This is a genomic window from Aporhodopirellula rubra (genome assembly GCF_014192335.1).
Taxonomy (GTDB): Bacteria; Planctomycetota; Planctomycetia; order Pirellulales; family Pirellulaceae; genus Rhodopirellula; species Rhodopirellula rubra.
Window position 1 is genome coordinate 65,695 of the sequence record NZ_JACHXU010000016.1, and the last position, 22,732, is coordinate 88,426.

General features: G+C 56.3%; 19 protein-coding genes and 1 pseudogene. 9 read left to right on the plus strand and 11 right to left on the minus strand.

The window, feature by feature from the left end:
• Positions 1-5: 5 nt before the first annotated feature.
• Positions 6-209 carry a hypothetical protein gene (locus tag FHS27_RS20280; protein ID WP_184306676.1) on the minus strand — a complete coding sequence of 68 codons (204 nt, stop codon included), beginning with the start codon at positions 207-209 and terminating at the stop codon, positions 6-8.
• A 279-nt stretch (positions 210-488) separates the two neighbouring features.
• On the opposite strand from FHS27_RS20280, the gene FHS27_RS20285 reads away from it, so the two are divergent.
• Positions 489-764, plus strand: a complete 276-nt coding sequence (locus FHS27_RS20285; protein ID WP_184306677.1) for a hypothetical protein — start codon at positions 489-491, stop codon at positions 762-764.
• Between the two features lie 167 nt (positions 765-931).
• The gene (locus FHS27_RS20290) at positions 932-2,023 is read left to right on the plus strand and encodes a hypothetical protein (RefSeq protein WP_184306678.1); all 1,092 of its coding nucleotides are present in this window, start codon (positions 932-934) and stop codon (positions 2,021-2,023) included.
• Between the two features lie 82 nt (positions 2,024-2,105).
• Here FHS27_RS20290 and FHS27_RS20295 read toward each other — a convergent pair whose 3' ends face one another.
• The gene (locus tag FHS27_RS20295) at positions 2,106-2,552 is read right to left on the minus strand and encodes a nucleoside deaminase (RefSeq protein WP_009103660.1); all 447 of its coding nucleotides are present in this window, start codon (positions 2,550-2,552) and stop codon (positions 2,106-2,108) included.
• A 99-nt stretch (positions 2,553-2,651) separates the two neighbouring features.
• Between FHS27_RS20295 and FHS27_RS20300 the strand changes: the two genes are divergently transcribed.
• Positions 2,652-3,614 (plus strand): alpha/beta hydrolase, encoded by a 963-nt coding sequence (locus FHS27_RS20300; protein ID WP_184306679.1) that lies wholly within the window; start codon positions 2,652-2,654, stop codon positions 3,612-3,614.
• Between the two features lie 18 nt (positions 3,615-3,632).
• On the opposite strand, the gene galE is transcribed toward FHS27_RS20300, so the two are convergent.
• A complete protein-coding gene (gene galE, locus FHS27_RS20305) occupies positions 3,633-4,646 on the minus strand; it encodes a UDP-glucose 4-epimerase GalE (protein ID WP_184306680.1) in 1,014 nt (337 codons plus the stop codon).
• A gap of 275 nt (positions 4,647-4,921) precedes the next feature.
• Between galE and FHS27_RS20310 the strand changes: the two genes are divergently transcribed.
• On the plus strand, positions 4,922-5,389 hold the full coding sequence (locus FHS27_RS20310) for a hypothetical protein (protein ID WP_184306681.1): 468 nt from the start codon (positions 4,922-4,924) through the stop codon (positions 5,387-5,389).
• 18 nt (positions 5,390-5,407) lie between these two features.
• On the opposite strand, the gene FHS27_RS20315 is transcribed toward FHS27_RS20310, so the two are convergent.
• From FHS27_RS20315 to FHS27_RS20335, 5 genes are all read right to left on the minus strand, one after another.
• Positions 5,408-7,243: an esterase/lipase family protein gene (locus FHS27_RS20315; protein WP_184306682.1), complete on the minus strand. Its 1,836-nt coding sequence runs from the start codon at positions 7,241-7,243 to the stop codon at positions 5,408-5,410.
• A 312-nt stretch (positions 7,244-7,555) separates the two neighbouring features.
• Complete coding sequence (locus FHS27_RS20320; RefSeq protein ID WP_184306683.1) at positions 7,556-8,653, minus strand: type III polyketide synthase; 1,098 nt, start codon at positions 8,651-8,653, stop codon at positions 7,556-7,558.
• Between the two features lie 111 nt (positions 8,654-8,764).
• Complete coding sequence (locus FHS27_RS20325; protein WP_184306684.1) at positions 8,765-10,210, minus strand: NAD(P)/FAD-dependent oxidoreductase; 1,446 nt, start codon at positions 10,208-10,210, stop codon at positions 8,765-8,767.
• The gene (locus FHS27_RS20330) at positions 10,207-10,965 is read right to left on the minus strand and encodes a methyltransferase domain-containing protein (protein WP_009103675.1); all 759 of its coding nucleotides are present in this window, start codon (positions 10,963-10,965) and stop codon (positions 10,207-10,209) included. The genes FHS27_RS20325 and FHS27_RS20330 overlap by 4 nt, the downstream gene beginning before the upstream one ends.
• Positions 10,966-11,007: 42 nt before the next feature.
• Positions 11,008-12,408, minus strand: a complete 1,401-nt coding sequence (locus FHS27_RS20335) for a prolipoprotein diacylglyceryl transferase (RefSeq protein WP_184306685.1) — start codon at positions 12,406-12,408, stop codon at positions 11,008-11,010.
• 281 nt (positions 12,409-12,689) lie between these two features.
• Between FHS27_RS20335 and FHS27_RS20340 the strand changes: the two genes are divergently transcribed.
• Together FHS27_RS20340 and FHS27_RS20345 are read left to right on the plus strand one after the other, a co-directional pair.
• Entirely contained in the window at positions 12,690-12,893 is a 204-nt protein-coding gene (locus FHS27_RS20340) for a hypothetical protein (RefSeq protein WP_052329598.1), read from the plus strand.
• Positions 12,894-13,269: 376 nt separating this feature from the next.
• Complete coding sequence (locus FHS27_RS20345) at positions 13,270-14,349, plus strand: Mrp/NBP35 family ATP-binding protein (RefSeq protein WP_184306686.1); 1,080 nt, start codon at positions 13,270-13,272, stop codon at positions 14,347-14,349.
• A gap of 159 nt (positions 14,350-14,508) precedes the next feature.
• Here FHS27_RS20345 and clpX read toward each other — a convergent pair whose 3' ends face one another.
• The gene (gene clpX, locus FHS27_RS20350; RefSeq protein ID WP_184306687.1) at positions 14,509-15,789 is read right to left on the minus strand and encodes an ATP-dependent Clp protease ATP-binding subunit ClpX; all 1,281 of its coding nucleotides are present in this window, start codon (positions 15,787-15,789) and stop codon (positions 14,509-14,511) included.
• A gap of 1,106 nt (positions 15,790-16,895) precedes the next feature.
• Between clpX and FHS27_RS20355 the strand changes: the two genes are divergently transcribed.
• On the plus strand, positions 16,896-18,479 hold the full coding sequence (locus tag FHS27_RS20355; protein ID WP_184306688.1) for an MFS transporter: 1,584 nt from the start codon (positions 16,896-16,898) through the stop codon (positions 18,477-18,479).
• Between the two features lie 174 nt (positions 18,480-18,653).
• On the opposite strand, the gene FHS27_RS20360 is transcribed toward FHS27_RS20355, so the two are convergent.
• Together FHS27_RS20360 and FHS27_RS20365 are read right to left on the minus strand one after the other, a co-directional pair.
• Positions 18,654-20,171: a hypothetical protein gene (locus FHS27_RS20360; protein ID WP_184306689.1), complete on the minus strand. Its 1,518-nt coding sequence runs from the start codon at positions 20,169-20,171 to the stop codon at positions 18,654-18,656.
• 62 nt (positions 20,172-20,233) lie between these two features.
• Entirely contained in the window at positions 20,234-20,707 is a 474-nt protein-coding gene (locus FHS27_RS20365) for a cytidine deaminase (protein ID WP_390854117.1), read from the minus strand.
• A gap of 254 nt (positions 20,708-20,961) precedes the next feature.
• Between FHS27_RS20365 and FHS27_RS20370 the strand changes: the two genes are divergently transcribed.
• Positions 20,962-22,317: a trypsin-like peptidase domain-containing protein gene (locus FHS27_RS20370; RefSeq protein ID WP_246420360.1), complete on the plus strand. Its 1,356-nt coding sequence runs from the start codon at positions 20,962-20,964 to the stop codon at positions 22,315-22,317.
• A 234-nt stretch (positions 22,318-22,551) separates the two neighbouring features.
• Positions 22,552-22,701, plus strand: a pseudogene (locus tag FHS27_RS20375) (DUF1559 domain-containing protein); the annotation flags it as partial.
• Between the last annotated feature and the right edge of the window lie 31 nt (positions 22,702-22,732).

The window sequence follows — 22,732 nt, forward strand, 5'->3', positions numbered from 1 at the left end:
CTTTGTCAATTCTTTGCCACCGATGCTGCGTCGCCTGCCTGATTGATCGGGAAAAACAATCGCATGCCGTCATGATCAGCGACCGGGAATCGATACCATTCACTCTGTCCCGCATTTTGCACTTCAAACATCCTCGCCAGCCCGCGTCTTAGCGTCGCGATCGAGAACGGTACCAATCCGGATGCCTGCATCATGTTGGCGTACTTCATGTATGTCGCTCTTGGTGCGGTTAAAAACGGCGGCGTCGATGATTGTTTCGGTCGACGGATCGATATCTTGGCAAAGAACTCTGCTTTCGCCAATCACCGTACTCCACCCCGGGTTATCCAGATGCCCATTCACGCTGAGAAGAGCATTTCCGTCCCGATTCAAAAAAACTTCGCTGCGGTACCAAGATCGAGAACGCGTTGCCGAATAACGCTAAACTCCACCGTCAAAACAGAAATCCCGGATTCTGTACCCCTCGAACCAATCACGCGAGAACGAACATGTTGTTGGCAGAATTTCCATGGCAAGTCTTCATGACACCGTTCGGAATCCCGATCGTGGCCATCGTCTGCGTTTTCACATGGCTGGCAATTCAGTCGATCTCCATCGCCGTGGCAAAGGTCATGTGCAACCGAAGCGACACAGAACTAAAAATGGAATTGTTAGCCAGAGGATTCACCAGCGAAGAGATTGCGCGAACCGTGGAAGCGGGCCGAACGGAGGCCCCGACTCGACAAGGCTGTGACAGAGCGGGCACGCGACAAGCCGCGATCTAGGTCCCACGTGGCCCCATCGTCAGGCCGCCTCTTGTCGTCGCTGCGAACCGCGTCGTTTTGCCACAGCTTCGCGTAAAAAACTTTTACTTTTCGCGCAAACTTGCCGCTGCGCAGGCTCTATGGTGAGGTAGGTCCTCTATCCGCGTCAAGAAATCGCAGGCAATCCGGTGAAGACAAGAAAACAACGCAGCTCTTTCATACTCCGATTCATGGTTTTCGGATTCAGTATCGCGGTTGGCGTGCTCGCGTTCTGGTTGCTCGGATACATCATCCATGACATCGACCGAATCCAGGGACCGAACTACACTCAGATGCTCGAAGGAGGTCTGCCGAAAGAATTACAAGACGAGCGTCAGGAACTCACCGCTCAGCTCGCCGATTTAAAACAACAGATCGCAGCCACTGAGCAACGCCGACAACTGACGGGCCAAACGACAAGCGATTCACAACAGACCATCAATCAACTCCTGCAACTCAAACGCAACGCTGACCAAAACGCCACGTCGCTAAGCGAAGACCAGCAACAAGCGTTAACCGAAAGCCTGCAACTGTTCCTGGCTAATCAGAACCAAGCTCAAGCTCTCAATGCCGAACTGTCTCAACTGAACGAGGATCGAAACGACGTTCAAGCGAAGCAACGCACCAACGCGTCGGCGATCACGTCGGCAACCCGGCCGATTGAAACCGAATACGAGCACCTCTACCAGCAACATCAGTGGCGATTGGCCGCATACAAACTCGGAATGTTGGTGCCACTGTTGCTCGTGTGCGGATGGCTTTTCGTTCGCCACACGGGCGGAACGTATGCGATGTTGGTGTACGCGATGAGCGGCGCGGTTGCATCGCGCGTCCTGCTCGTCATGCACGAACATTTTCCAGCGATCTATTTCAAATACATTTTGATCGGGCTTTCACTGGCGATCGCCACAGGTGTCCTGGTGCGTCTGCTGCGTTTGGTTGCCAAACCGAGCCGTGATTGGCTGTTACGCCAGTACCGCGAAGCCTACGCGAACTTCTTCTGTCCGATTTGTGATTTTCCGATTCAACGAGGTCCGCTGAAGTATGCGGCCTGGACACGACGTAGCTTGAAAAAGCACACGCCGATTGCGATTGATCCCGCGACCGCGACACTCGATCAGCCGTACACCTGCCCCTGTTGCGAAACATCACTCTTTCATAAATGCGAAAAGTGCGGCGACGTCCGACATTCGCTCTTGCCCGCCTGCGAGAAATGCGGCGACGTTCTGTCAGACGCGTAATGCCGCATCCGAGCACATCAACAACGATAAGTAAGCAGAGCAAGTTCGAGATGGCAGCCTCACGGTCTACGAGGCGTGTTGGTTAGCAGGTAGGCTGACCGATGTCCTCGTTCCAAAGCGTGGGATGGTTCGCGATGAAGCTTTCCATCAAGGCGATGCACTCAGGATCGTTGACGATTTCCAGTTCAACGCCTCGACTACGAACGTATGACTCAGGTCCTTGAAAGGTTCTATTTTCGCCGACAATGATTCTGGGGATCTTGTAGAGCAACGCCGCGCCGCTGCACATGTCGCACGGCGATAACGTTGAATACAGAATCGATCGCGAGTAATCCGCCGCGGTCAGACGCCCGGCTCGTTCAAGGCAATCCATTTCGGCATGCAAGATCGCGCTGCCGTTTTGGATTCGACGGTTGTGCCCGCGAGCGACGATTTCACCGTCAATCACCAAAACGGATCCTATCGGGATCCCGCGTTCTTGCAGTCCCATGCGTGCTTCTTCCAAAGCTGCTCTTAAGAACGGATCCATCTGCAAATTCCTCGACTAGTGAATAGTAGCGCCGGCTCATCAGCGCCATTGTACAATGACGGATCAATTTCTCTCATGCCGCCCCACGAACGAAATCCCATGCTGCTCGTTCTTTGCCTAACGATTTGCTTGACCATGTTCGATGGCCTCGGAGTGTTCGCTCAATCGCCGATCACCACGAACAAACGCGACGAGGTGCAAGCCAAAGACTCGCCCCGGAAGAAATCCAAGCGAGCGCCCGCTTCGTTTAAGTGGGTCAACCCGATACCGAAAAAGTTGCAGCATCCATCGCTCAAGCATGGCACCTTCCGAAGCCCTTCGCTCAATCAAGAAATCGGCTACGTCATCCTGTTACCACCGAGTTACTCAAAGGAATCACAGAAACGATTTCCCGTTGTGTACTACTTGCACGGCGGACGCCCCGGTAGCGAATCGAAATCACTCGCGCTGGCCCCCATCATGGCTGCGGCAATGAAGAATGGGAAAGCTGATGAAATGATTTATGTTTTCGTCAACGGTGGCCCCGTGAGTCACTACAACATTCCCGACGAACCTTCCAAACAGGGCGCCGATGTGTTTGTCAAAGAACTGATTCCACACATTGATGCTACCTACCGCACGATTGCGGATCGGGAACATCGCGGCCTGGAAGGTTTTTCCCAAGGCGGACGAGGAACGATGCGTCTCTCACTGCGGTATCCGAAATTATTCAGCAGCGCTGCAGCGGGTGGAGGTGGCTATGAGACCGAACGCAAAATCAGCGAATCGGGCGGCCGCGAGTCCGAAACGCTCGTCTTTGCCGAAGGCGACAACGCATGGGATCTCGCGCGAGCGTATGCGGTCAAAAAGACGCCGACCGTCCAGTGGATGGTCTACGTTGGCACCAAAGGGTTCAACTACGAAAACAACTTGACCTACATGGAATTCCTTGAATCACTCGATATTCCTTTCGAAAAGCTTATCGTTCCCGGAGTCCCTCATTCGGGATTGAAGGTCTACGAGCAAAACGGCATCGACATCATGCGATTCCACGCCAGGAATTTCAAACTGACTCAGCAGTAACGTCCGTCAACAAAGCGTTCAGACGCTATAGCCGGTTGGGTTTTGCGATTGCCAACGCCACGTGTCGACACACATGTCGTCCACGGTGCGTGTGGCCTTCCAGCCGAGCTCCTTTTCAGCGTACGCTGGATCGGCGTAGCAGGCAGCAACGTCACCGGGGCGTCGCTCAACGATCTTCGTCGGTACTTTCTTACCGCTCGCTTTTTCAAACGAAGCGACCATTTCCAAGACGCTGCACCCATTACCTGTTCCGAGATTGTAGGTCACGACGCCGGGATTGCTCGTCAGTTTGTCGACGGCCCGGACATGCCCGACGGCGAGATCGACGACGTGGATGTAGTCGCGCACTCCAGTGCCATCGACGGTCGGGTAGTCGTTTCCGAACACCGATAACTCAGGTCGCCGTCCGACAGCAACCTGAGCGACGAATGGCATCAGGTTGTTCGGGATACCGCTCGGGTCCTCACCGATGCGTCCACTGCTATGGGCACCGACCGGATTGAAGTAACGCAGCAACGCGATGTTCCAACTGCTGTCGCTGACGGAGAGATCACGGAAGATTTCTTCCAACATCAGTTTGGTGCGGCCGTAGGGGTTGGTGGCCGAGAGCGGGAAATCTTCGGTAATCGGAACCGTGTGCGGATCACCGTAAACGGTCGCCGACGAGCTGAAGACCAAATTCTTGACGTTGTGCTTGATCATCACCTCACAAAGATTGAGGCTGCCGGTGATGTTGTTTTGGTAGTAGCGAAGCGGAATCTGAACCGATTCACCCACTGCCTTCAGACCCGCAAAATGGATCACGGAGTCGATACCGGCACCGCTGAACACTTTGTCGAGAGCCTCTTCATCGAGCAAATCGATTTTGTGGAACTCTGCACTCTTTCCTGTCAATTCCGCGACTCGGCGAAGCGACTCTTCGCTGCTGTTGTCGAGATTGTCAACAACGACGACTTCGTGGCCCTCGTTGAGAAGTTCGAGGACGGTGTGACTGCCGATGTAGCCGGCCCCGCCGGTGACGAGAATTTTCATGGAAATGAACTGGGTTGAAGTGGTGGTTTCAGGGTGACGGATAGGTTATTCGCCAAACCGAAAACTGACAATCGATCGTGTTTTATGTTGTCGATCGGTGCCGCCAGCGGAGCCCCGCCAGTTCGCCTGAGCCAATCGAATGGGCAATTCGGTTTTCTTCGGAAATTCTCTGTCCTCTCTCCCCGCAGGATTTGCATTGAGTAATAGACGCGGGACTGCGACCTGATCGAAGTGCCCGAGAAACCCTAGAACCAACTGCATAGAGCGAAAACCTGATGAAAACGACACTCGCCCTCCTGACCGGATTCATTGTTCTGAGCACCGCCTCATCGGTACTGGCCTGCGGCGGCAGCCAGGGATATCACTCGCAAAGTTACGGATACGGCTACAGCAGCCACTACGCTCCCGTACAATCCTATGGTCCGGTCCAACACACTCAGCCGAGCCGTTTCTTGATCCAAACCCCGAACGCTGTCGCCCCGACACCCGCACATTCGACCGTTCCTGCTCCCGCTTCGACTCCTGCTCCGGCACCGGCTCCAGAAAACGTTTCGCCGAGCTCGATCGCACCACCTGCTCCGATTGCTGATCCTGAGCCCGTCTTCGCCCCCTCGGTGGAGACGACGGCCGCGTCGGCAACCACCAAAGTAAAATCGTCCGCAACGAGCAACCTGGAAAAAGCGATCTCGGAACTGGACACGCAAACGCTTCTACAATTTGCGGGATTACCTGAACTACGCTGAGACAAACGCCGGTCGCGACTAATTGGTGACGACGTGCGAGTTTCTGTAGCAGGCGTCATCAACGTGGGTCTGTAAGTGTTGATTTAGAATCCGCAAAACCTCGTTCACTGCCTCTTGTGAATCGTTTAACTCGAAGTGACTGGCATCGACTTCGAGCTCGCTGATCGCTCTCGAATCCCGCGCACTCGACACCGGGACAACTCCGTCGGAGGGACCGTTGCCCAACATCCAGCGGCTGTTACCAAAGATCGTATGCAGGGTCACGTGACCACTTGTCGGCAATTTCTCCATCGCCTGTAACAACTCATTTCGCGGGTTCAAAAGGTCGATACTGGACGGCACGCCGCGGACGATTTGTTTGGTGAACACACCCGGATTCGCTTCGACGGCTTGTTTCAGTTTCGCCTTTTCACTTTGCGGGACACTGACGAGAGCCGAGGCGAGAATGCCGATCGGGCGGCGTGCGATTCCCGAACCGCGGTGCGGGGTGCCAATGAAGACAGCCCGCCCGACATCCGGAGAAGGATCGAAGAAAAAGTATCGCTGAAGTTCTTGTCGAAACGTCAGGTTCAATTTCATGTCATCGAACGGTTTCGCCGACACGGCGTCCCACAGACGCGTTCCGCTGTGAGTCACCTGAAGCTTCGCAATCAGACCTCCCATGCTGTGTCCTACGACGACCATATCGGATAACGACGGATCGTTTCGACCAGGATCAAAGACATGCCTCGCCAAAACAAGCTGCTCGCGAAGCTCGGCAGCGCTCTTCACAAACGCCTGCCCGGTCGGATATTCGAACACCCAGGTTTGATAGTTCTGCACATACCAGGGGCATGCTTGCAGGTCGTTTAGCATTTCGATCCATGTGTACGGATCCGAAAGAAGGCCGTGTGCGAATACGACAGGAATTTTCCCTGGTTGAAACGGCTCAACCGTGAACAGTTTGCTCTCTTCAACGTCGGAATAGGGATTGAAGAAACCGCCCAGAAACTGCGCCGGTTCATTTTTCAAGCGGTACACAAAAGGGGCAGACGTGTCTTTCGCGATTGGTGTCATTCGCCCCGCGATCGCCGTCGCATGAACACGCAACGGATCAACGACTTTGATTTCGACACCGCTCGCCAAGACATCTTCTTCGCAACGCGGAACATCCATCACGAGAGTCGCTGCAAAATACGAATGCTCCGGCAAGAACGTGCCGTCGGGACAACGTCGATTCTCGACCACCATCGGAATCCCTGCGCCATCGCTGCGGTGGACCCGTGTCACCTTGTGAGACTCATAATTCCCAACGGGAACCAGTCGATGAAAATCGCTCGGTTGCCATACGAACCCGTGAAACGAGATTGGAACCCAGAATTCATAGTCACTCGAACGGATTCGCAATCCACGACAAGGATTGATGCGTTTGAACCGCTGCCCGGTTAGAACGATTTTTGCGAGCGCTGATTTGTGCAGCAAACGTTGACGACGCGTACGGCATTGGCCGTCGACACGGCAGGTGAGGCGTGCGACGTCGAAGTAGAGATCGACACACGTGTCGATACCCTGACACTCTCGCTCTCTCGCGATGCCATAAAGTCGTTCGGCAGGACCGTACGCCGCCTCCTGTTCGATGTGCCCAGCAGTCTTAACTGGAGCCAGTGGTCGAACGCACAACGGGCCAGTCCAAACGATTTCCGAACGGCTACACCCTGACACACACGCTAAACTACATAGCAGCAGTAACGCGGTCAGAGGGGCGGACGGCACAGTTGAATTTCCATCGATAGCAGTGACACCCAAGCCCGCGTCAAAAAGAGGCGAGTCGGCTTCCGTACCAAACAGCGTCTCGACTAACATCGGGCGTTGCACTGAATACGACGATAGTTTCTCCCGAAGTGCCGGTTATCCTGCATCGCGAGAAAGAAAACAGCGATCTAATTCGCTATGAGTTGTCAGACACGACAACGCGTGGCACGTGAGCCAGTGAAAACACGCGAGCCAGTAAAAAGAGGAGGTGCGTGACACAGAATCGCGATACGCCCGCACTGCCGTAACTCCTACCGAGCGACATCGTCTCTAACGGTCCTACCGGTCATACGGCGCCATCGGAGTCAACTGATGAGGAACCGATCTCGAGCCACGCGTCGATCTCAAGAGTTTGGTCGCATGCCTGCCGAATGCCTATCGTACGAGCGCAACTTCGACTTCGAGCCCGGGGCCAAATCCCAGCATCAGCCAGGGACGTGGAACGTCGGTGCGTTCAAACTCCTCGAGCACCACACCGAGGGTTGCCGAGGACATGTTGCCGTGTTCGCGAAGCACACGCCTGGATACGTCTAGCTGAGTGGCATCGAGATCGATGGCCGTCTGTACGGCTTGCAGAATTCGAACACCACCGGGGTGAACGGCCCAACCGCCGATTGATTCAAACGTTTCACCTTGGGCGCCCAACCATTCGCCGAGGTAAGCGGGCAGGTTGCGCTCAACGAACCCCGGAACGCTCGCCTCCAACGTCATTTGAAACCCGTAGTCGCCAATCGACCACGTCATTGCATCACGACTATCGGGAATCAAATAGGAACCGGTCGCTGCAATCGTTCCCCACGCTGCAGATTCGTCCGCCGAAATAAACTCCGATCCCGCAACGATCATGGCGGCGGCTCCGTCGGCGAATAAAGCTCCCGACACGATCCGTTGCACGTCGTAACCGTATTGATAATGCAGCGAACAGAGCTCGACGCTGCAAATGAGCACGCATGCGTCGGCGTCAGCGGCGACCAAACCACGTGCGGTTCGCATCGCATTGATCAATGCGTGACACCCCATGAATCCGATTTGGATACGCTGGGTCGTGGCGGGCAACCCGAGTTGCCCGATCAATTCGATATCGACACCGGGCGCGTTGAACCCGGTGCATGTCACCGTGATGACGTGAGTGATCTGTCCCGCCGAAAAACCGCTCTTTCGGATTGCTTCTCCGGCCGCCTGACATGCCAACGGCGGCGCGTCACGGACAAAACGTTCGTTTCGTTCTTGGGTCGTTGGCCCGTCCGGGTTCGTTTTCATTGGCGGGTAAAACGTCTGCGTGACGTCGCCTGATTCGGGCTCCTCGAGCAGCACACTGCCGCGGGTATCGACTCCGGTTCGCCGATAGAGCTTCGCCACCTTCTCCGCTTCCCCGTCGTCGCGACACGACATCCGCTGAGCATGGAATGTTGACATCTCCAAACTCGCTAAGTGACGAGGAAATGCCGATGCGACGGAAAGGATACGAGCCATGTGTTTTAAATCCGCTGTGATCGGGTGATGTCAATTCACCACCTCATCGAAAGAGCTGTCATACGTCATCCACCCGAAGACATTCGCGATGGATTTCCTGGTGCATTACCGTCAAGGAATCGAATTAGACGAGTGGGTCGCTTCAAACGAAGGTCCGGTGGCGAGTCCACGCGTGATCGGCCTCGCCAACCAAGGGGCCGGCCGCAGGCTGGAGAGCGTAACGAAACGCAACGTCGACGACCGCATCGCACGGGTTACACTTCCGCAAAGCATGCGCCGTTTTGGTTGGAGTGACTTCAGTGTGTGATTCCACTGGCTAACAAAGTCGTCCGACAAGGAGCGACCATCCCACAGGTCGGCGACAGCGATTCCACTTTCGATTCCCCACGTCATGCCTTCACCGGTCATTGGCTCGACGTAGCCTGCGCAATCACCGATCGCAACAACGCGGCCCAGCCCCGGTTGCCGTCGTCGACGCAGTGGCGGGGCGGTCATCAGCCGAACACGTTGAGCAAGCCATTCGTGGACCAATTCGTTCATACCTGTTTTCCAATCAGGATGGCTTTGCAGCAAACGCACCAACCGTCCGGTCGTCGAATCAGATCGAGCGTCATCCGACGAACCCTCATCACCGTGACCGTGCCGGCGCTGTCGCTCCGAACGCAACGCGGCCGCGATATCGATCTCGCCACCGGGCAAACGAACCAACCCGACATACCCCTCATCACCGCAAACCATTTGAATTTCGCCACGCGGTAGGTCCCATGCCGCGGCAAGGGGATCCTCGTTGGGCAGATGAGCGGCAATGCCGAGCGGACCGTGTGGGGATTCGATCCACGGCAACTGCCATCGACGCGTCGTCGCTGCATCCCGGTCGTCGCCAACCTCTTTCGCTCCCTTAACATTTCCGCCCGAGAAGACTCCGGTAAGGCCTGTCGCCAAAATAACCAAATCGAATTCGTCTGAGACCTGCCAATCTTCTTTCGCCGCGGCATTCCGATCCCGCGATGCGTTTTCAACCGATAATGCGTTATCGAGCAGCGTGGTCTGCTCCCTGTCTTCGCTTAGCGATCGGTAGCGAACGGTGACGCAATCGTTGCTCGTCGTGACCACTTGAGCTTCGCACGGTTGCCAAACGCGTACACCCAAGCGTGCCGCCTGCTCGACAAGATAGGAATCGAGAGTCGCTCGCGAGACCGCAACACCGGGTGCAATCGGCAAACGTATCGGAGACGAACAAACCGATCCTTCGGGTAAACCAGCCCGGGGGCCGTCCTCGTGAGGAGCCTGACGATGTGACGTTTGCAAGTAAGCGACGAACGTATGTGTCGGCGTTCCCAAGTCACGAACGGTTTCGCCCAGTCCGATGGCGTCGAGAGCACGTAAGCCCGCCGCTCCCAAACAGCAGCCACAAATTTTCTCTCGTGGGAATACGGCGCGTTCGGCCAAAGTCACATCGTGACCGTGATGGGTCAAACGGATTGCCGCAGTGCAGCCCGATACGCCTGCACCGATCACGAGCACACGTGATCGGCGTTGGTTCGGTCCTGCGATCATGAACCGGCGCCGACAACGGCAGGTGCATAACCATCCACGGTTTCGGCCTCGCACTGTTGATCGATCACCGCAATAAAGCGGCATGGAAACGAAGTCTTCACAGGCACGGAAAACCCGAGTGCTTGATGCAACAACGTCGCAAACTCACCTCGCGTGTACGCGGCTCGAACACTGGCCGACGCGTCGAAATGCACGACGTCACTGCGGGTAACCAGATGAGCCGAGGTGGCGATTAGCCCAAGATTGACGCGAGATCGCTCCAAGTCACAGATCACAATGGCCCGATTGCTGACTCGCCACATCTCCTGGATCAATTTTGAAACATCCGGCGGGTCGAGGTGGTGCATGAAAAGAGATGAGGTAACCACATCGAAACCGCTCGGCAGCCCGTCACGCAAGCAGTCTCGACATACGGTACCGAGTTCGACGCCTTCTCGACGAGCCGCGTCTGCCGCCGTTTGCATCGCCAGTTCACTCCTGTCGAGCGCCGTGACCGCGAGCGGCATCCGACGTCTGCGTGCCATCTTCAGCCAATCGATCGGCAAATCCCCACTACCACTCGCAACATCGAGAACTCTCAATGGTCGATTCGAGCGTGATGCCGCCGACAAACGAACGAGTTGCCGAAACAAGGCCGAGGAAACACCACTGATCCGATTGAGTCGACGCAGTCCGGCTAACGCGGCGCGATGTCGATCCGCCGACAGATCGGGGGCATCCATCTTTTCTTCGACACGGCAGCGTGGGAGCACCATCGATTTCGATCTTATTTCAAAGGTTGCAAATTCTCGAAGTCTCTACGTAGCGTCGGCGACCTTGCTAGGTTCATGATGATCGGGGTCACCGGACCGAAAGCGGAACACCAACGCAATCGCGCTGGCGATAATCACCCCCAAACTGACCCACTGGGAAATCGACAACGAAGTGCCAAATTGTCCCTCCTCATCCACTCGAACCCATTCCAGCACGATTCGCAGGACAGCGTACGCGATAAAACCGCACAACATCAGAATACCGTCGATACGGACTCCAGAGGCGTGCATGATCCGTTCCAAAATCAACAAAACGACCAACATCACCGCAGCCATCACTGAACTGATGATTTGAGTCGCCCAGACGGGGGCCGCTCGCGAAGGCAATTGATCAGGAGGAATCCGCGCCACCAATTCGCCATCGCGGAGCACCGCGAGCCCCGGCAATGCGTCTTCGGCGGGAATGTCCGGTGGTGCGAGGTTCGCAAATCCTGGATCGAGAACAAACGTCAACACTTGGCCGGATTCGATCCCCGCCTGTTCGGCCAAACTTCCCGGGTCGACCGACTTCACCATCCACAATTTATTCCGCCGGATCTGTTTGCCCTCGAGCGATGTTTCGGTCACGCCCGACTCATCATCAACGTGCGGCCGCGCCGTCAGCCCGATCAGTTTTCCTGTGAGCAGTTGATCGACATAAACGTTGCTGCCCGGCGGGAATTGAACGGACAACGCATTGGGTTCACACACCCCGCCGTAGCAACATCCATTCATCAAACATCCGAGCCGGCCGAAGAACAGCCCCACAAAAATGCAGGGAACGATCACGTCGCCCAACTTCCACAGCGGTTGGCGATGACGCGTGATCACCCACGCCGATGCCAGGAATCCGCCAATGAAGCCGCCATAGACGACCAATCCGCCCTGAGTCAGCGCGGCCATCGAACTGATCGTTTCGCCCCACGTTGGACGCAGGAAATCCTGGTAGTACTGGACCACGTAAAAAATCCGCGCACCCAGCAACCCGCCCACAAACGTCCACGGAGCGAGCCGGAAAATAGCGTCCGACCCCAATCCGGCACGCTGAGCACGCCACGCGGCGAGCGAAACCGAACAGATCGCGGCCAACATCAAAAACATGCCGTAACCCCGAATCGGCAAACCGACGGGATCGCCCGCGAGGTTTTCCAGCTCCAATCGCGGCAACAGGAATACGATCAGAAGCCCCAAAAACGCCCACAAACCGCCTTCGTGAGCGATAACGTGGCCGACGGTTGCCGGTCGCGCGGCCTCACCGGGCGACGCCGGCTGGATCGGGGACGGCCGAATGGCAGCAAAAACCAGCCTCAAAGCAATAAAGATTGCCAATGCGGCCAGGAGCCATCCGACGCCGAAAAACGGGATGCCGGCGATTTCGTGGGGAATCAGGAAAAGCGTTCGACGCATGAGGATCGTAGGGCGAGGTGGGGGGCAATTTCTAAAAACGTGGAGCGTTTCACTCAGCAAACCAATGTCGCACGCCCGATACGCCACGAATAGTCGAGTTTTTTTGTCCCAGTCGCTACAACCGGGCTCTAGCACCAAAGAAAAAGACGTTAAATTGGCGATCTCGCGCAGGCTTGGGAAACTTTGGGCCTCGCAAGTATACTGGCGCTCCACCAGTGATTAATCTTGGTCGCTAACACCACCTGCTACTACTTCTTGTCTGTTCTCCGAGGTTTCGATTCATGCCCAAGGCGCTCTGTCTGCTCAGCCTTGTGGCGTCGATTCTCTTGCTCGTGCTCTTTGGCGCCGATCTCATCATGGGATTTGCCGGCATGCAAGATGCGGCCCCGATGCAATCCACCAGCATGCTAATGGACTTGGCATTCCTCATTTTCGCGGGTTTGCTGGCCTATCTGAGCTTCACGACGTACCGCGAACAACGCTGACACCCTCTCGTCAATTTGGAGGGTTCCCGACGAAATAGCATCGAATCTCGGCCCGAACCCATAGGTCCGCCGACGATCGGCTCGCGGACTCGGTTCTCATGCGGCCTTGATGTCATTCTTGAGTAGCCGATCTCGCCAAGAGTTCCGTTTCGAGCCCTGATTCGATAATGGCGAGACTGGCCGACATTTCCGGGCCACTCGGCTCGAGCCTCAAATTTTCTGCTCAGAGGCAGTCCCGTTGGGGTTTCCCAAAACCGCGAAGCACTTCCGCGGTCCCTCAACCGTTCCGCTACTAAAAACCGGTCGACGTTGGTAGGCTGGAACATTCTTCTTTCCTGGCCCCGATTCGAATCTCCCCCCTTTTTTAACGACCGAGATGACATCCTCCACATCTGACGCCATTGGCGAACTTCTCGCGGCATACCCCGATCCGGAAACCGGCCGACCGCTGGGATCGATGGGGCAAGTTCAAAATGTCGAGGTCGATGGCGACAACGTTTCCGTGCGAATCGGCGTGACCTCGCATTGTCAACCGATCGCCGACGAGGTGGCCGACGCGATCCGAGACAAAATTCTCACGATCGCTCCGGGAAAAAATGTCACCGTCGAAACGCCCGTCCACGAGCGTCCACCCGCCCGGATCGGGCAAATCGGCCTGCGTGCCAAGAGCGTCATCCTCGTCGGCAGTGGCAAGGGTGGCGTCGGCAAAAGCACCGTCGCGGCATCGGTCGCTCTGACGCTGCAACGTCTCGGTGCGAAAGTTGGTCTCATGGATGCCGATGTTTACGGACCGAGCATCCCACACCTGCTCGGCCTGGAAGGTCGTCCTTCCGTATCAGAACAGAAAAAAATCGAACCCATCCGTCTGAACAACGCCATGCCGGTGATGTCGATGGGATTCTTGCTCGAACCCGACCAAGCGGTCATTTGGCGTGGACCGATGTTGCACGGTTCGATCCAGCAGTTCCTCAAGGACACCGATTGGGGCGAACTCGATTATCTCGTGATCGACATGCCGCCAGGCACCGGTGACGTCGCGCTCACTCTCTCGCAAAATGTTCCCATTTCGGGTGCCGTTGTGGTCTGCACGCCGCAGGAAGTGGCTCTTCTCGATGCGGTCAAAGCGATCAGCATGTTCAAAAAGGTGAATATTCCGATCGCGGGCATGGTCGAGAACATGAGCGGATTCCTCTGTCCCGATTGCGGCAAAACCTACGACATCTTTGGCAGCGGAGGAGCCCGCGAGAAAGCCGAAGAACTCGGCGTCGCGTATCTCGGCGGGTTGCCGATCGACATGACGTTGCGGGTCGCCGGAGATGAAGGAAAATTGGCCGACGTGCTCAATGAAGACGAACGGGCTCGGGCACCGTTTGAAAAAATCGTGCGGGCGTTGGTTCGAAACCTAGCCTCGAAGGCCTCCGCAGCCCCGCCCAAGGCGGCGCTTCCGACGCTCTGACCCATCCCAACGATGTGAAATCGTTGGTGAATAGCATCAGCGGTTCACCACGCTCCATTACCGGTCCGAAGCGGACCGTCCCTCCCAGAAGGAGTGTGATGGCAACCGCAGGGCCTCCACCCCAATCGGTGGAGGCTCGATCAAAACCCGAGCTGCCGGTTAGGCGCTCTTGGTTGTCGGCATCGTGAAGAGCTTACGCGATCCTGAGACGATCGTCTCATCGATTGTGTAAACGCGACCGTCCTCTTGTTCAGGCAGGTCGTACATGATGTCGAGCATCACGTCTTCGGCGATCCCGCGAAGACCCCGGGCACCGACGCCCTTCTCGATTGCCTTCTCCGCGATGGCACGCAGGGCACCCTCGGTGAAGTTCAATTCGCAGTTCTCCATCGCAAACAGAGCTTGGTACTGTTTGACGAGCGAGTTCTTCGGTTCGGTCATGACTTGAATCAAACCGTCCACGTCGAGCGGTTGGAGATAAGTCACAACGGGCATCCGTCCGACCAACTCTGGAATCAAACCGAATTTGAGAATGTCTTCGGTTTGAACCTGAGCGAGCAGGTCCGAGACGCTCTGTTCGTTCCGCAGTGAGCCTGCTTCGCCGAAGCCGAGCGTACGGTGTCCGAGTCGACGACGGATGATGTCTTCGATTCCGACGAACGTACCGCCGCAGATGAACAGGATGTTGCTCGTGTCCATCTGGATGTACTGTTGCTCGGGATGCTTACGTCCGCCTTGGGGTGGAACGTTGGCAACGGTGCCTTCGAGCATCTTCAGCAAGCTCTGCTGGACGCCTTCACCGGACACGTCACGAGTGATCGAAACGTTCCCGTTGGTGCGGCCGATCTTGTCGACTTCGTCGATGTACAAGATGCCTCGCTGAGCGGCTTCGACATCAAAATCGGCTGCGTGAAGAAGCTTCAGCAACAGGTTTTCAACGTCTTCACCGACGTAACCGGCTTCGGTCAGCGTGGTGGCGTCACCGATGGCGAACGGCACGTTGAGCATGCGGGCGAGGGAACGAGCGAGCAACGTTTTGCCGCTGCCGGTCGGGCCGGCGAGCAGGATGTTGCTTTTCTCGATTTCGACGTCGCCGCTACCTTCCCAGCCGCTGCTGAGTCGTTTGTAGTGGTTGTGAACCGCGACGGCGAGAACACGCTTTGCGGCGGTTTGACCGATCACGTAATTATCGAGATGCTCGACAATCGAACGTGGTGCTGGGATTTCGTTGAACAGCGATTTCGATGGACCGCGTCGACGTTGTTCCTGGTCGAGAATCGACTGACAAAGGTCGATGCACTCGGCACAGATATAGACGTCGCCTGGGCCTTCGACGAGCGGGCCGACGTCACGATAACTCTTGCGACAAAAACTGCAGAACGCATTCTTCTTTGTCGACGCGCTGCTGCGGCGCGAGTTCGAAGATTCCTTAGTGGGCATACACGACTCCTTACTTATAGGAGCTCCGATCACGAGGAAGACCCAGACTGTGATGGACAACGACTTTCATGAACGTTCATCCAAGGCACAGAAGGGAGATCCGTGAAAAAGATGTTGTTCGCGTCGGCCACCGATCGTCTGGTCCCCTGCAACAGGAACTCGACACATCGAACGGTTCAAGCCACGACTCGAATGCTTTCCAGTAGGAACGTTTCCCGATTCAATCGAAATCGACCGTCTCGTTCATCGCACTATGCCTGAAGGAACATCCGTGTCCTCGAAGCTCGAGCCATTCGTGGTTTTGGTAATAGTTTAGTTTTGCCGGTGACTGGTATGCCCGACCACAGTTGCCGTCATTTCAGGTTCATCTGCATGAACTCGATCCGACATTATCTGCGATCATCTTCTTGGGAGGGCGAATCATCGGCTGGATTGGGTAATCGACTTCGCTCGCATGGTGGTCGAGCGTCTTCCTCTACAAAGATTCCGGGTGAAGCCGGCTCGTCGCGAACTCAATCCTTCGAAAATTCGGAGGACGGTTCCGTTGAGCGGACTGGTTGGATCTTGGTAGAGGGAGACGACACGACCTGCGAACGGGTCGATGATTGTATAGTTCGGAATTCCTCTTCGCTAATGTCACCTTTGCGAAGCATTTCTTCCAGGTTTACAAGCCCTCCGGAGGGCACTTGGTGGTCGTGAGTGGTGTAGTCGCGCAATCTTCCCAACAGCCAAAATGCGATCGCAATCACGATGAGTAGGATCGTCATGGCGAAACCAGCCCTCACGGCCGGTTCTGCAAAAATATCTGGCATAATCGTTGGCTCTCACGCACGGACGCTCCGGAAGGAGATTGACCATCATTGAAGTCCGGGAGCTCGCCGACCGCCTTGTCGGGAACACCTCCATAATAGGCGTGTCTGCCTCGGGTGGTCCACCAATTTTCGACCGGGAAAACGAGACTTTCCTGTTTCACACGCTTTTTTTTCACGCCAGACCGCGATCCGCTAGGATTGACGCCAAAATCTCGCGTCGGCGCGAAGCAATCCCGTGTGGTAAGGCTCTCTTTCTCCATCGCATCCGATCCTCTGCAAACTCGAAATAGATTCATGCCCGAGAAAGCCGATCACGATCTCGTCCCGCCCGTCGGCTCTCCTGATCCAACGACCGCCGCCGCGGGAGACGCGTCTCCGCGAGATCAAGGTAACAGTATGAAGAACCAATCAGCCGAGACCGGCAAAATCGACCAACTGTCGCACCCCGCATTCGTCGGCTTCCTTGCGACGCAGTTTTTTGGTGCGTTCAACGACAACCTGTTCAAACAACTGCTTCTCCTGCTGGCGATCCCAACAGCCGTCGTTGCCGGTGCCTCCGAAGCCGGCATGCTCGATCCGGCAACCACGGCTCAAACCGTTGCCGAGGCGTCGGCCACCGCAGGCGAAACGGCGGCTGACGCGGAAGCAGGCGGCGCCGACCTACAAGGGGTCGCAACCATCGTCTTTGGTCTCCCCTTCGTTGTCTTCGGAGGACTCGCCGGATATCTAGCCGATCGACTGAGCAAACGGACGATCATTGTTTCGAGCAAGGTCGCCGAAATCGCGATCATGGCGTTGGGGATGCTCGCATTCCTGGCGACACCTTCGATCGGGTTTGCCGGATTGTGGATCGTGCTGTTCCTAATGGGTTTGCAAAGCACGTTCTTTGGACCGGGCAAATACGGCATCTTGCCAGAGATGCTGCCCCGCAATCAGCTCGGCCGGGCCAACGGCCTCGTTCTGATGACAACCTTTATTGCAATCATTATCGGAACGGCGGTCGCGGGACCACTCAAGGATGCGATCGTTCCACCGGACATGCCCCGGATGCAGGCCGCCTCCGGATTGTGGATTGGTTCACTGGTCTGCGTCGGTATCGCGATCATCGGGACCGTCACAAGCCTCGCCATCATTCGACTCCCCGCCGCCGAACCGAACCTCAAACTCAAAACCGAAAACCTCGCGATCCCGAAAGAGATGCGGAGCCTGCTGCGGCGTGACAAGCCGTTGATGTTGGCACTTCTCGCCTCGTGCGTTTTCTGGTTGATCGCAGGCCTGACGATTCAGTCAGTCAACTCACTGAGCAAAGTACAACTCGCTCAAACCGACACGTGGACGAGCATCCTCGTCGCACTGATCAGCGTGGGCATCGCGATCGGCGGAGCCATCGCCGGTGGACTCAGTCGCAAGATCTCAGACAATTTTGTCATTCAGATCGGGATGTGGGGCACGGTTGCCTTCTGCGCCCTACTGTCGATATCCCTGCCCGGTGCCGCCGATGAACCCGGCCAAGGTCACCTGCTCGGATTCTACGGCTGCATTCCCGCACTAATTTGCCTCGGCGGTTCGGCCGCGTTCTTCGCCATTCCGATCCAAGTCTTCTTGCAAGACCGACCGCCGCAGGAACTGAAGGGCCGAATGATCGCAGTGATGAACCAAGCCAACTTTTTCGCAATCGTTCTCTCTGGTCTGGTCTACTCGATCCTCGACCGAATCATCACCGCAGTCGACGCACCCCGCAGCTATCTGTTCGCGGCGATGGCGTTGCTGTTCTTACCCGTCGCCATCTTCTTCAAACTCGATTCGAGTGAAGTCGACAGCGACGCAGCCGAAATAGCAGACTCCGGTGTCACTGACAACGCACCACAGACCGCATAGGTTGCTCGCCTGCCGATGATGACCGCTCCATGAAGTTAGGCGACATCGGCTACATCCTTTAAGAAGTTGCTCAAGAGTTTTTGAGCAATGGATGTAGTTTTTTGGAAGCAGCGACGTTGACCAGAACATGGGCCACCGTCGGGCGACGGTGCCTAAACCAAAAATGAACTTGTTCTAGCGATTCTTAGGCGCTGGCAATTCAGCGGCTTCAGGAATCGCGACAGGCTCGGGCACCGCAACCGGTTCGGGCGCGGCGACCGTTTCCGGTTGAGCATCGTTCTTACCCAGTGGCCCGATCACGCCTCCCTGCAATCCAACCGGATCATCGGCTTTCGCGTCGTCCGCGTTTTGTGCTGCTGACACGTCTTGTGTTGCTGAAATCGGAGCGGCCGTCGTCACATCATCACTGAGGGGTTGGATCGAAAAGCCGACAGGCAAAACCGCCAGCTTGATCACGGGCTGATCTGACGTCGTCGCGGCGCCACGGAACCGCCCTTTCTTTCCTCGAGGCTGGTTATCGCGTCGATTGGGTTCCGGACGAGGTGCGTCCTTACGATCTCGATCGCGTTTGTCGGCGTCCTTAGCGTCGGTTTCCTTTTTCCCGACGTCCCGCTTTGGAGAATCCTTTTTAGGCACGTCTGCTTGGGGTGGATTCTTCTCGTCACCCGATTTAGCGTCACGGGGTTCGGGCTTTCGATCACGTTGCGCAGTCTCACGTTGACCAGTCTCAGGGTGCCCGTGCGAGTGACTCCCGTGTGCCGCCCCGTGTTCGTCTGCATGACCTTCGTCCATTTGATCGGCATCTTGATGATCACCGTGAGCCTCATGCGCGTGGTCGCCATGCGCGTGGTCGTCTGCGGAATGAATCGCCGAACCCTCGACATCCGTTGCCGCTGCTTTCTTGGCAATTCGTGCCTGAACCTGTTCGTTCGCACGTTGCAAATGGTCGATGGTCGCGATCAGTTCTTTTTGACGGGCTTCAAATTGCTGAATGATTTCGGATTGTTCCTTCAGCTTTTGCGTCAGCGGCTGTCGGATTTTCTCGGCGATTGCCTTTGTCGGCATACCCGTTTCGGCCTGGTGCACTTTCCGTTCGAGCTGCACGATCTGTTCGGTACGTTCCTGTATCAATCTCGCCATTTCCGCAACCCTTGCCTGGGCCGCTTTGTGCTCATGGCGGGCGGCATCTCGTTGTGCGGCCATCTCCGTCTTCATCCGCTCGATCTCTTCGGCGCGAGCTTTCTGCATCTGGTCGCTGTGCTCACGATAGGTCGCCAACCGTCGTTCATACTCGAGCGTCGCTTCCAATTTGGCGTTCTCACGTTCGAGCGACAACATCTTTTCCCACACCTCGTGCCCGAGAGCCAACAACGGCAATCGCTCACGTGGCTCTTCGACACGTCGCAGCCCACCGTCAGACAGCGACATCGGTTCAGACGACGATTGGCCGTCGGCGTTAGGCGATTTAACCAGAACGCTCCGAGCACTGTCACCGACGCTGGATGAACCGTTGCGTTTGGCAGGCGGCGGTAACGTATTCGCCCCGGCGGGCTCCGGCTTGGGTGTGATCACCCGCTCAGAGATGATCACCTCGCCGGGATAGCGAGGCCCCACAAAGTTCTGAGCATTGGCAACGGACGCACCGATACCGAACGAAGCGGCGACGAGGCCGAACGAGAGAAACCGAATCATAATGGGAACTTGAGAAGAGAAGGGCGTCGAGAGCAGTTTCAAGTCGTTGGAAGAGAGACGACTCAAGAAGAAGGAATGTCCGACGTCAGAAAAGCATCAGGCAATAACTCAGAGAGACGACGTACCTGTTGTTCACCGTCGATCACATCGATGGTGTAGACATACACGTCCATACCGAATTCAGCGAGTACTTGGCGACACGCACCGCACGGCATCGCACCACCAACACTGGCGATCGCGACGGCTCGGAAACTGCGATACCCGGTTGCCACGGAGGTCGTTACGGCGACACGCTCGGCACACTGCGTCAGCGAATAACTCGCGTTTTCAACATTGCAGCCACCGATGATCCGTCCGTCATGTAGCAAGACGGCCGCCCCAACATAGAAATGACTGTGTGGGGCATACGCGTGATCTCGGGCTAAAATCGCGGCCTGAATGAGTCGATTGACGTCTTCTTCGGCGGGAGCTTCAAACTCGGAATTGGCCATCACCTTGGAGGTGCGTGCGGAGATAAGTGACATAGTAGTGTCCAGACTAGAGGAGTTTTTTCCGCCTTCGAGGCAATCTTAGCGTAACCGATTCTGTCCGCCAAACAATACTTTCAGAACGCTCCCGCGGGACTTTGAGCGACTTCTCTTAGGGGCAACCTGGCCTCCCCCGGACCGAAAGCTTCGTCAAAATGTCTGGGCAGCGGATTCCGAATCGGCGGCCTGAACGGCTAAGATGCTCACAGGCCTCGTTTAGTTGTGACGCATCGTCACGCCTCAGTAGATTCCACCTTGATGCCATGAGATACCGAGACATGTCCCCACACTGCAAAACGACTGCTTATTTCGCCATCACGTTGGCACTGGCGAGTTTTCACTCCGCGACCGCGATCGCTCAGGAAGTCGTTACTCTGCCGACGATTTCGAACAACGACGCTCAGAATTCAGATACCAACACGTCTGCCGCCACAGAAAACGGTTCGTCGAAAACCGCCGCGACCGAACAGGAACAGTCGTGGAAACGCGACGCCCAATCGCTCTCGCGTGCATTCCGCCACGCCGCTCGCGTCGCCACGCCTTCGGTCGTGACCGTATTTTCCTACGGTCAAAACGCGAGCAAGCCTTCCGGCCAAGCCCCAGCCGATGAGGAAATCGAAACGATCCCGCCCGGTGACGAAACCCTCGGCCCCACACCGCCACAACAATCCGAAGAAGAAGGATATCAATTAACAGGTCTCGGCTCCGGCGTGATTGTGGACTTGTTGCCGACCACCGATTCTCCCAACGCAGACTCCTCTTCGCAGACCTATTGGGTGATGACGAATCATCACGTCGTCACATCCGCCCAACGCGTCGTCATTCAATTGCCCGATGAATCCGAACTCGTCGCCGCCAACGTCTACAGCGATCCCGACAGTGACATTGCGGTCCTGCGAATTGTCTCCGATCGGCGGTTGAACATCGCCACCCTCGGCGACTCCGACGAACTCGAAATCGGCGACTGGGTTCTCGCCATCGGTAGCCCGTTCAAATTGGAAGCGACCGTTTGCGCGGGAATCATCAGTGCCAAAAACCGAGGTCTCGAAAAGATTCGTCGCGGGCGTCTCTTTCAAACCGACGCCGCGATTAACCCCGGGAACTCGGGTGGCCCGCTCGTGGATCTCGACGGCAACGTGATCGCGATCAGCACTGCAATCGCAACCCGCAACGGAGGATACCAGGGCATCGGATTTGCCATCCCGGTCAACCAGGCGAAATGGATCGCCCGCGAACTGGCCGAATACGAACGAGTACGTCGCGCGGCGATGGGAGTGCGACTCGCCGAACTCAATCCCAAACTCGCAAAGAAACTCAAACTGCCCAATTATCTCGGTGTCCTCGTCTACCAAGTCATCAAGGATTCCGCAGCCGACGTGGCTGGTCTCGAAAGCCTCGATGTGATCTTGGAATTCGCAGGTCAACGGGTTCGCAAAATGAGCGCCCTGCAACAAGCCGTCGAGCAACAGCCTGTCGGTTCAACCCAAGACATCAAGATTCTCCGCAAAGGCAAAGAGATCACCAAACAAATTGTCCTTGCCCCCTTAGAAGATCCCACCGCGTTACCGGACAATACCGAAGACGACAGCGACACGAAACCTTCACAGGATCAAGAGTAGACGAGTCCGCGAGTGAGGCGACGGCTAGTCATCGTTCTGCTTACCGACCACGTCGATCGCTCCAAAGAAACACATTCGTGGGAACCGCCGTGCATTGACGCTCCTCGCCGGGACAACGTCCCATGCATCTGCCAACGGCTCTGGCGCGAGTGAAGTCAGCGCAGTAACCAATCACCAATTTTCAAAAATCGCTACGGGAATCACATGTGCCATTACTCTTAAACGAGTAATGACGCGGTGAGATTCATTACCGATAGCATCAAAGCCGGCTACCAGTCCGCCGCACCTGCGACGGCGAGTCAACAAAGTGTCGATGGCTTGTGGGGCTCACTCGGCACAAGAGCCTCGAAAGAAACGACACCGCGATTCAATGGACCAGGATAAGACGCGATCAATCGATGCAAACGCGGCGTTC

Coding starts and splice junctions, on each gene's coding strand:
- FHS27_RS20280 (WP_184306676.1), bottom strand. CDS start 209: ATGAAGTACGCCAACATGATGCAGGCATCCGGATTGGTACCGTTCTCG.
- FHS27_RS20285 (WP_184306677.1), top strand. CDS start 489: ATGTTGTTGGCAGAATTTCCATGGCAAGTCTTCATGACACCGTTCGGA.
- FHS27_RS20295 (WP_009103660.1), bottom strand. CDS start 2,552: ATGGATCCGTTCTTAAGAGCAGCTTTGGAAGAAGCACGCATGGGACTG.
- FHS27_RS20300 (WP_184306679.1), top strand. CDS start 2,652: ATGCTGCTCGTTCTTTGCCTAACGATTTGCTTGACCATGTTCGATGGC.
- galE (WP_184306680.1), bottom strand. CDS start 4,646: ATGAAAATTCTCGTCACCGGCGGGGCCGGCTACATCGGCAGTCACACC.
- FHS27_RS20310 (WP_184306681.1), top strand. CDS start 4,922: ATGAAAACGACACTCGCCCTCCTGACCGGATTCATTGTTCTGAGCACC.
- FHS27_RS20320 (WP_184306683.1), bottom strand. CDS start 8,653: ATGGCTCGTATCCTTTCCGTCGCATCGGCATTTCCTCGTCACTTAGCG.
- FHS27_RS20325 (WP_184306684.1), bottom strand. CDS start 10,210: ATGATCGCAGGACCGAACCAACGCCGATCACGTGTGCTCGTGATCGGT.
- FHS27_RS20330 (WP_009103675.1), bottom strand. CDS start 10,965: ATGGTGCTCCCACGCTGCCGTGTCGAAGAAAAGATGGATGCCCCCGAT.
- FHS27_RS20335 (WP_184306685.1), bottom strand. CDS start 12,408: ATGCGTCGAACGCTTTTCCTGATTCCCCACGAAATCGCCGGCATCCCG.
- FHS27_RS20340 (WP_052329598.1), top strand. CDS start 12,690: ATGCCCAAGGCGCTCTGTCTGCTCAGCCTTGTGGCGTCGATTCTCTTG.
- FHS27_RS20345 (WP_184306686.1), top strand. CDS start 13,270: ATGACATCCTCCACATCTGACGCCATTGGCGAACTTCTCGCGGCATAC.
- clpX (WP_184306687.1), bottom strand. CDS start 15,789: ATGCCCACTAAGGAATCTTCGAACTCGCGCCGCAGCAGCGCGTCGACA.
- FHS27_RS20355 (WP_184306688.1), top strand. CDS start 16,896: ATGCCCGAGAAAGCCGATCACGATCTCGTCCCGCCCGTCGGCTCTCCT.
- FHS27_RS20360 (WP_184306689.1), bottom strand. CDS start 20,171: ATGATTCGGTTTCTCTCGTTCGGCCTCGTCGCCGCTTCGTTCGGTATC.
- FHS27_RS20370 (WP_246420360.1), top strand. CDS start 20,962: ATGAGATACCGAGACATGTCCCCACACTGCAAAACGACTGCTTATTTC.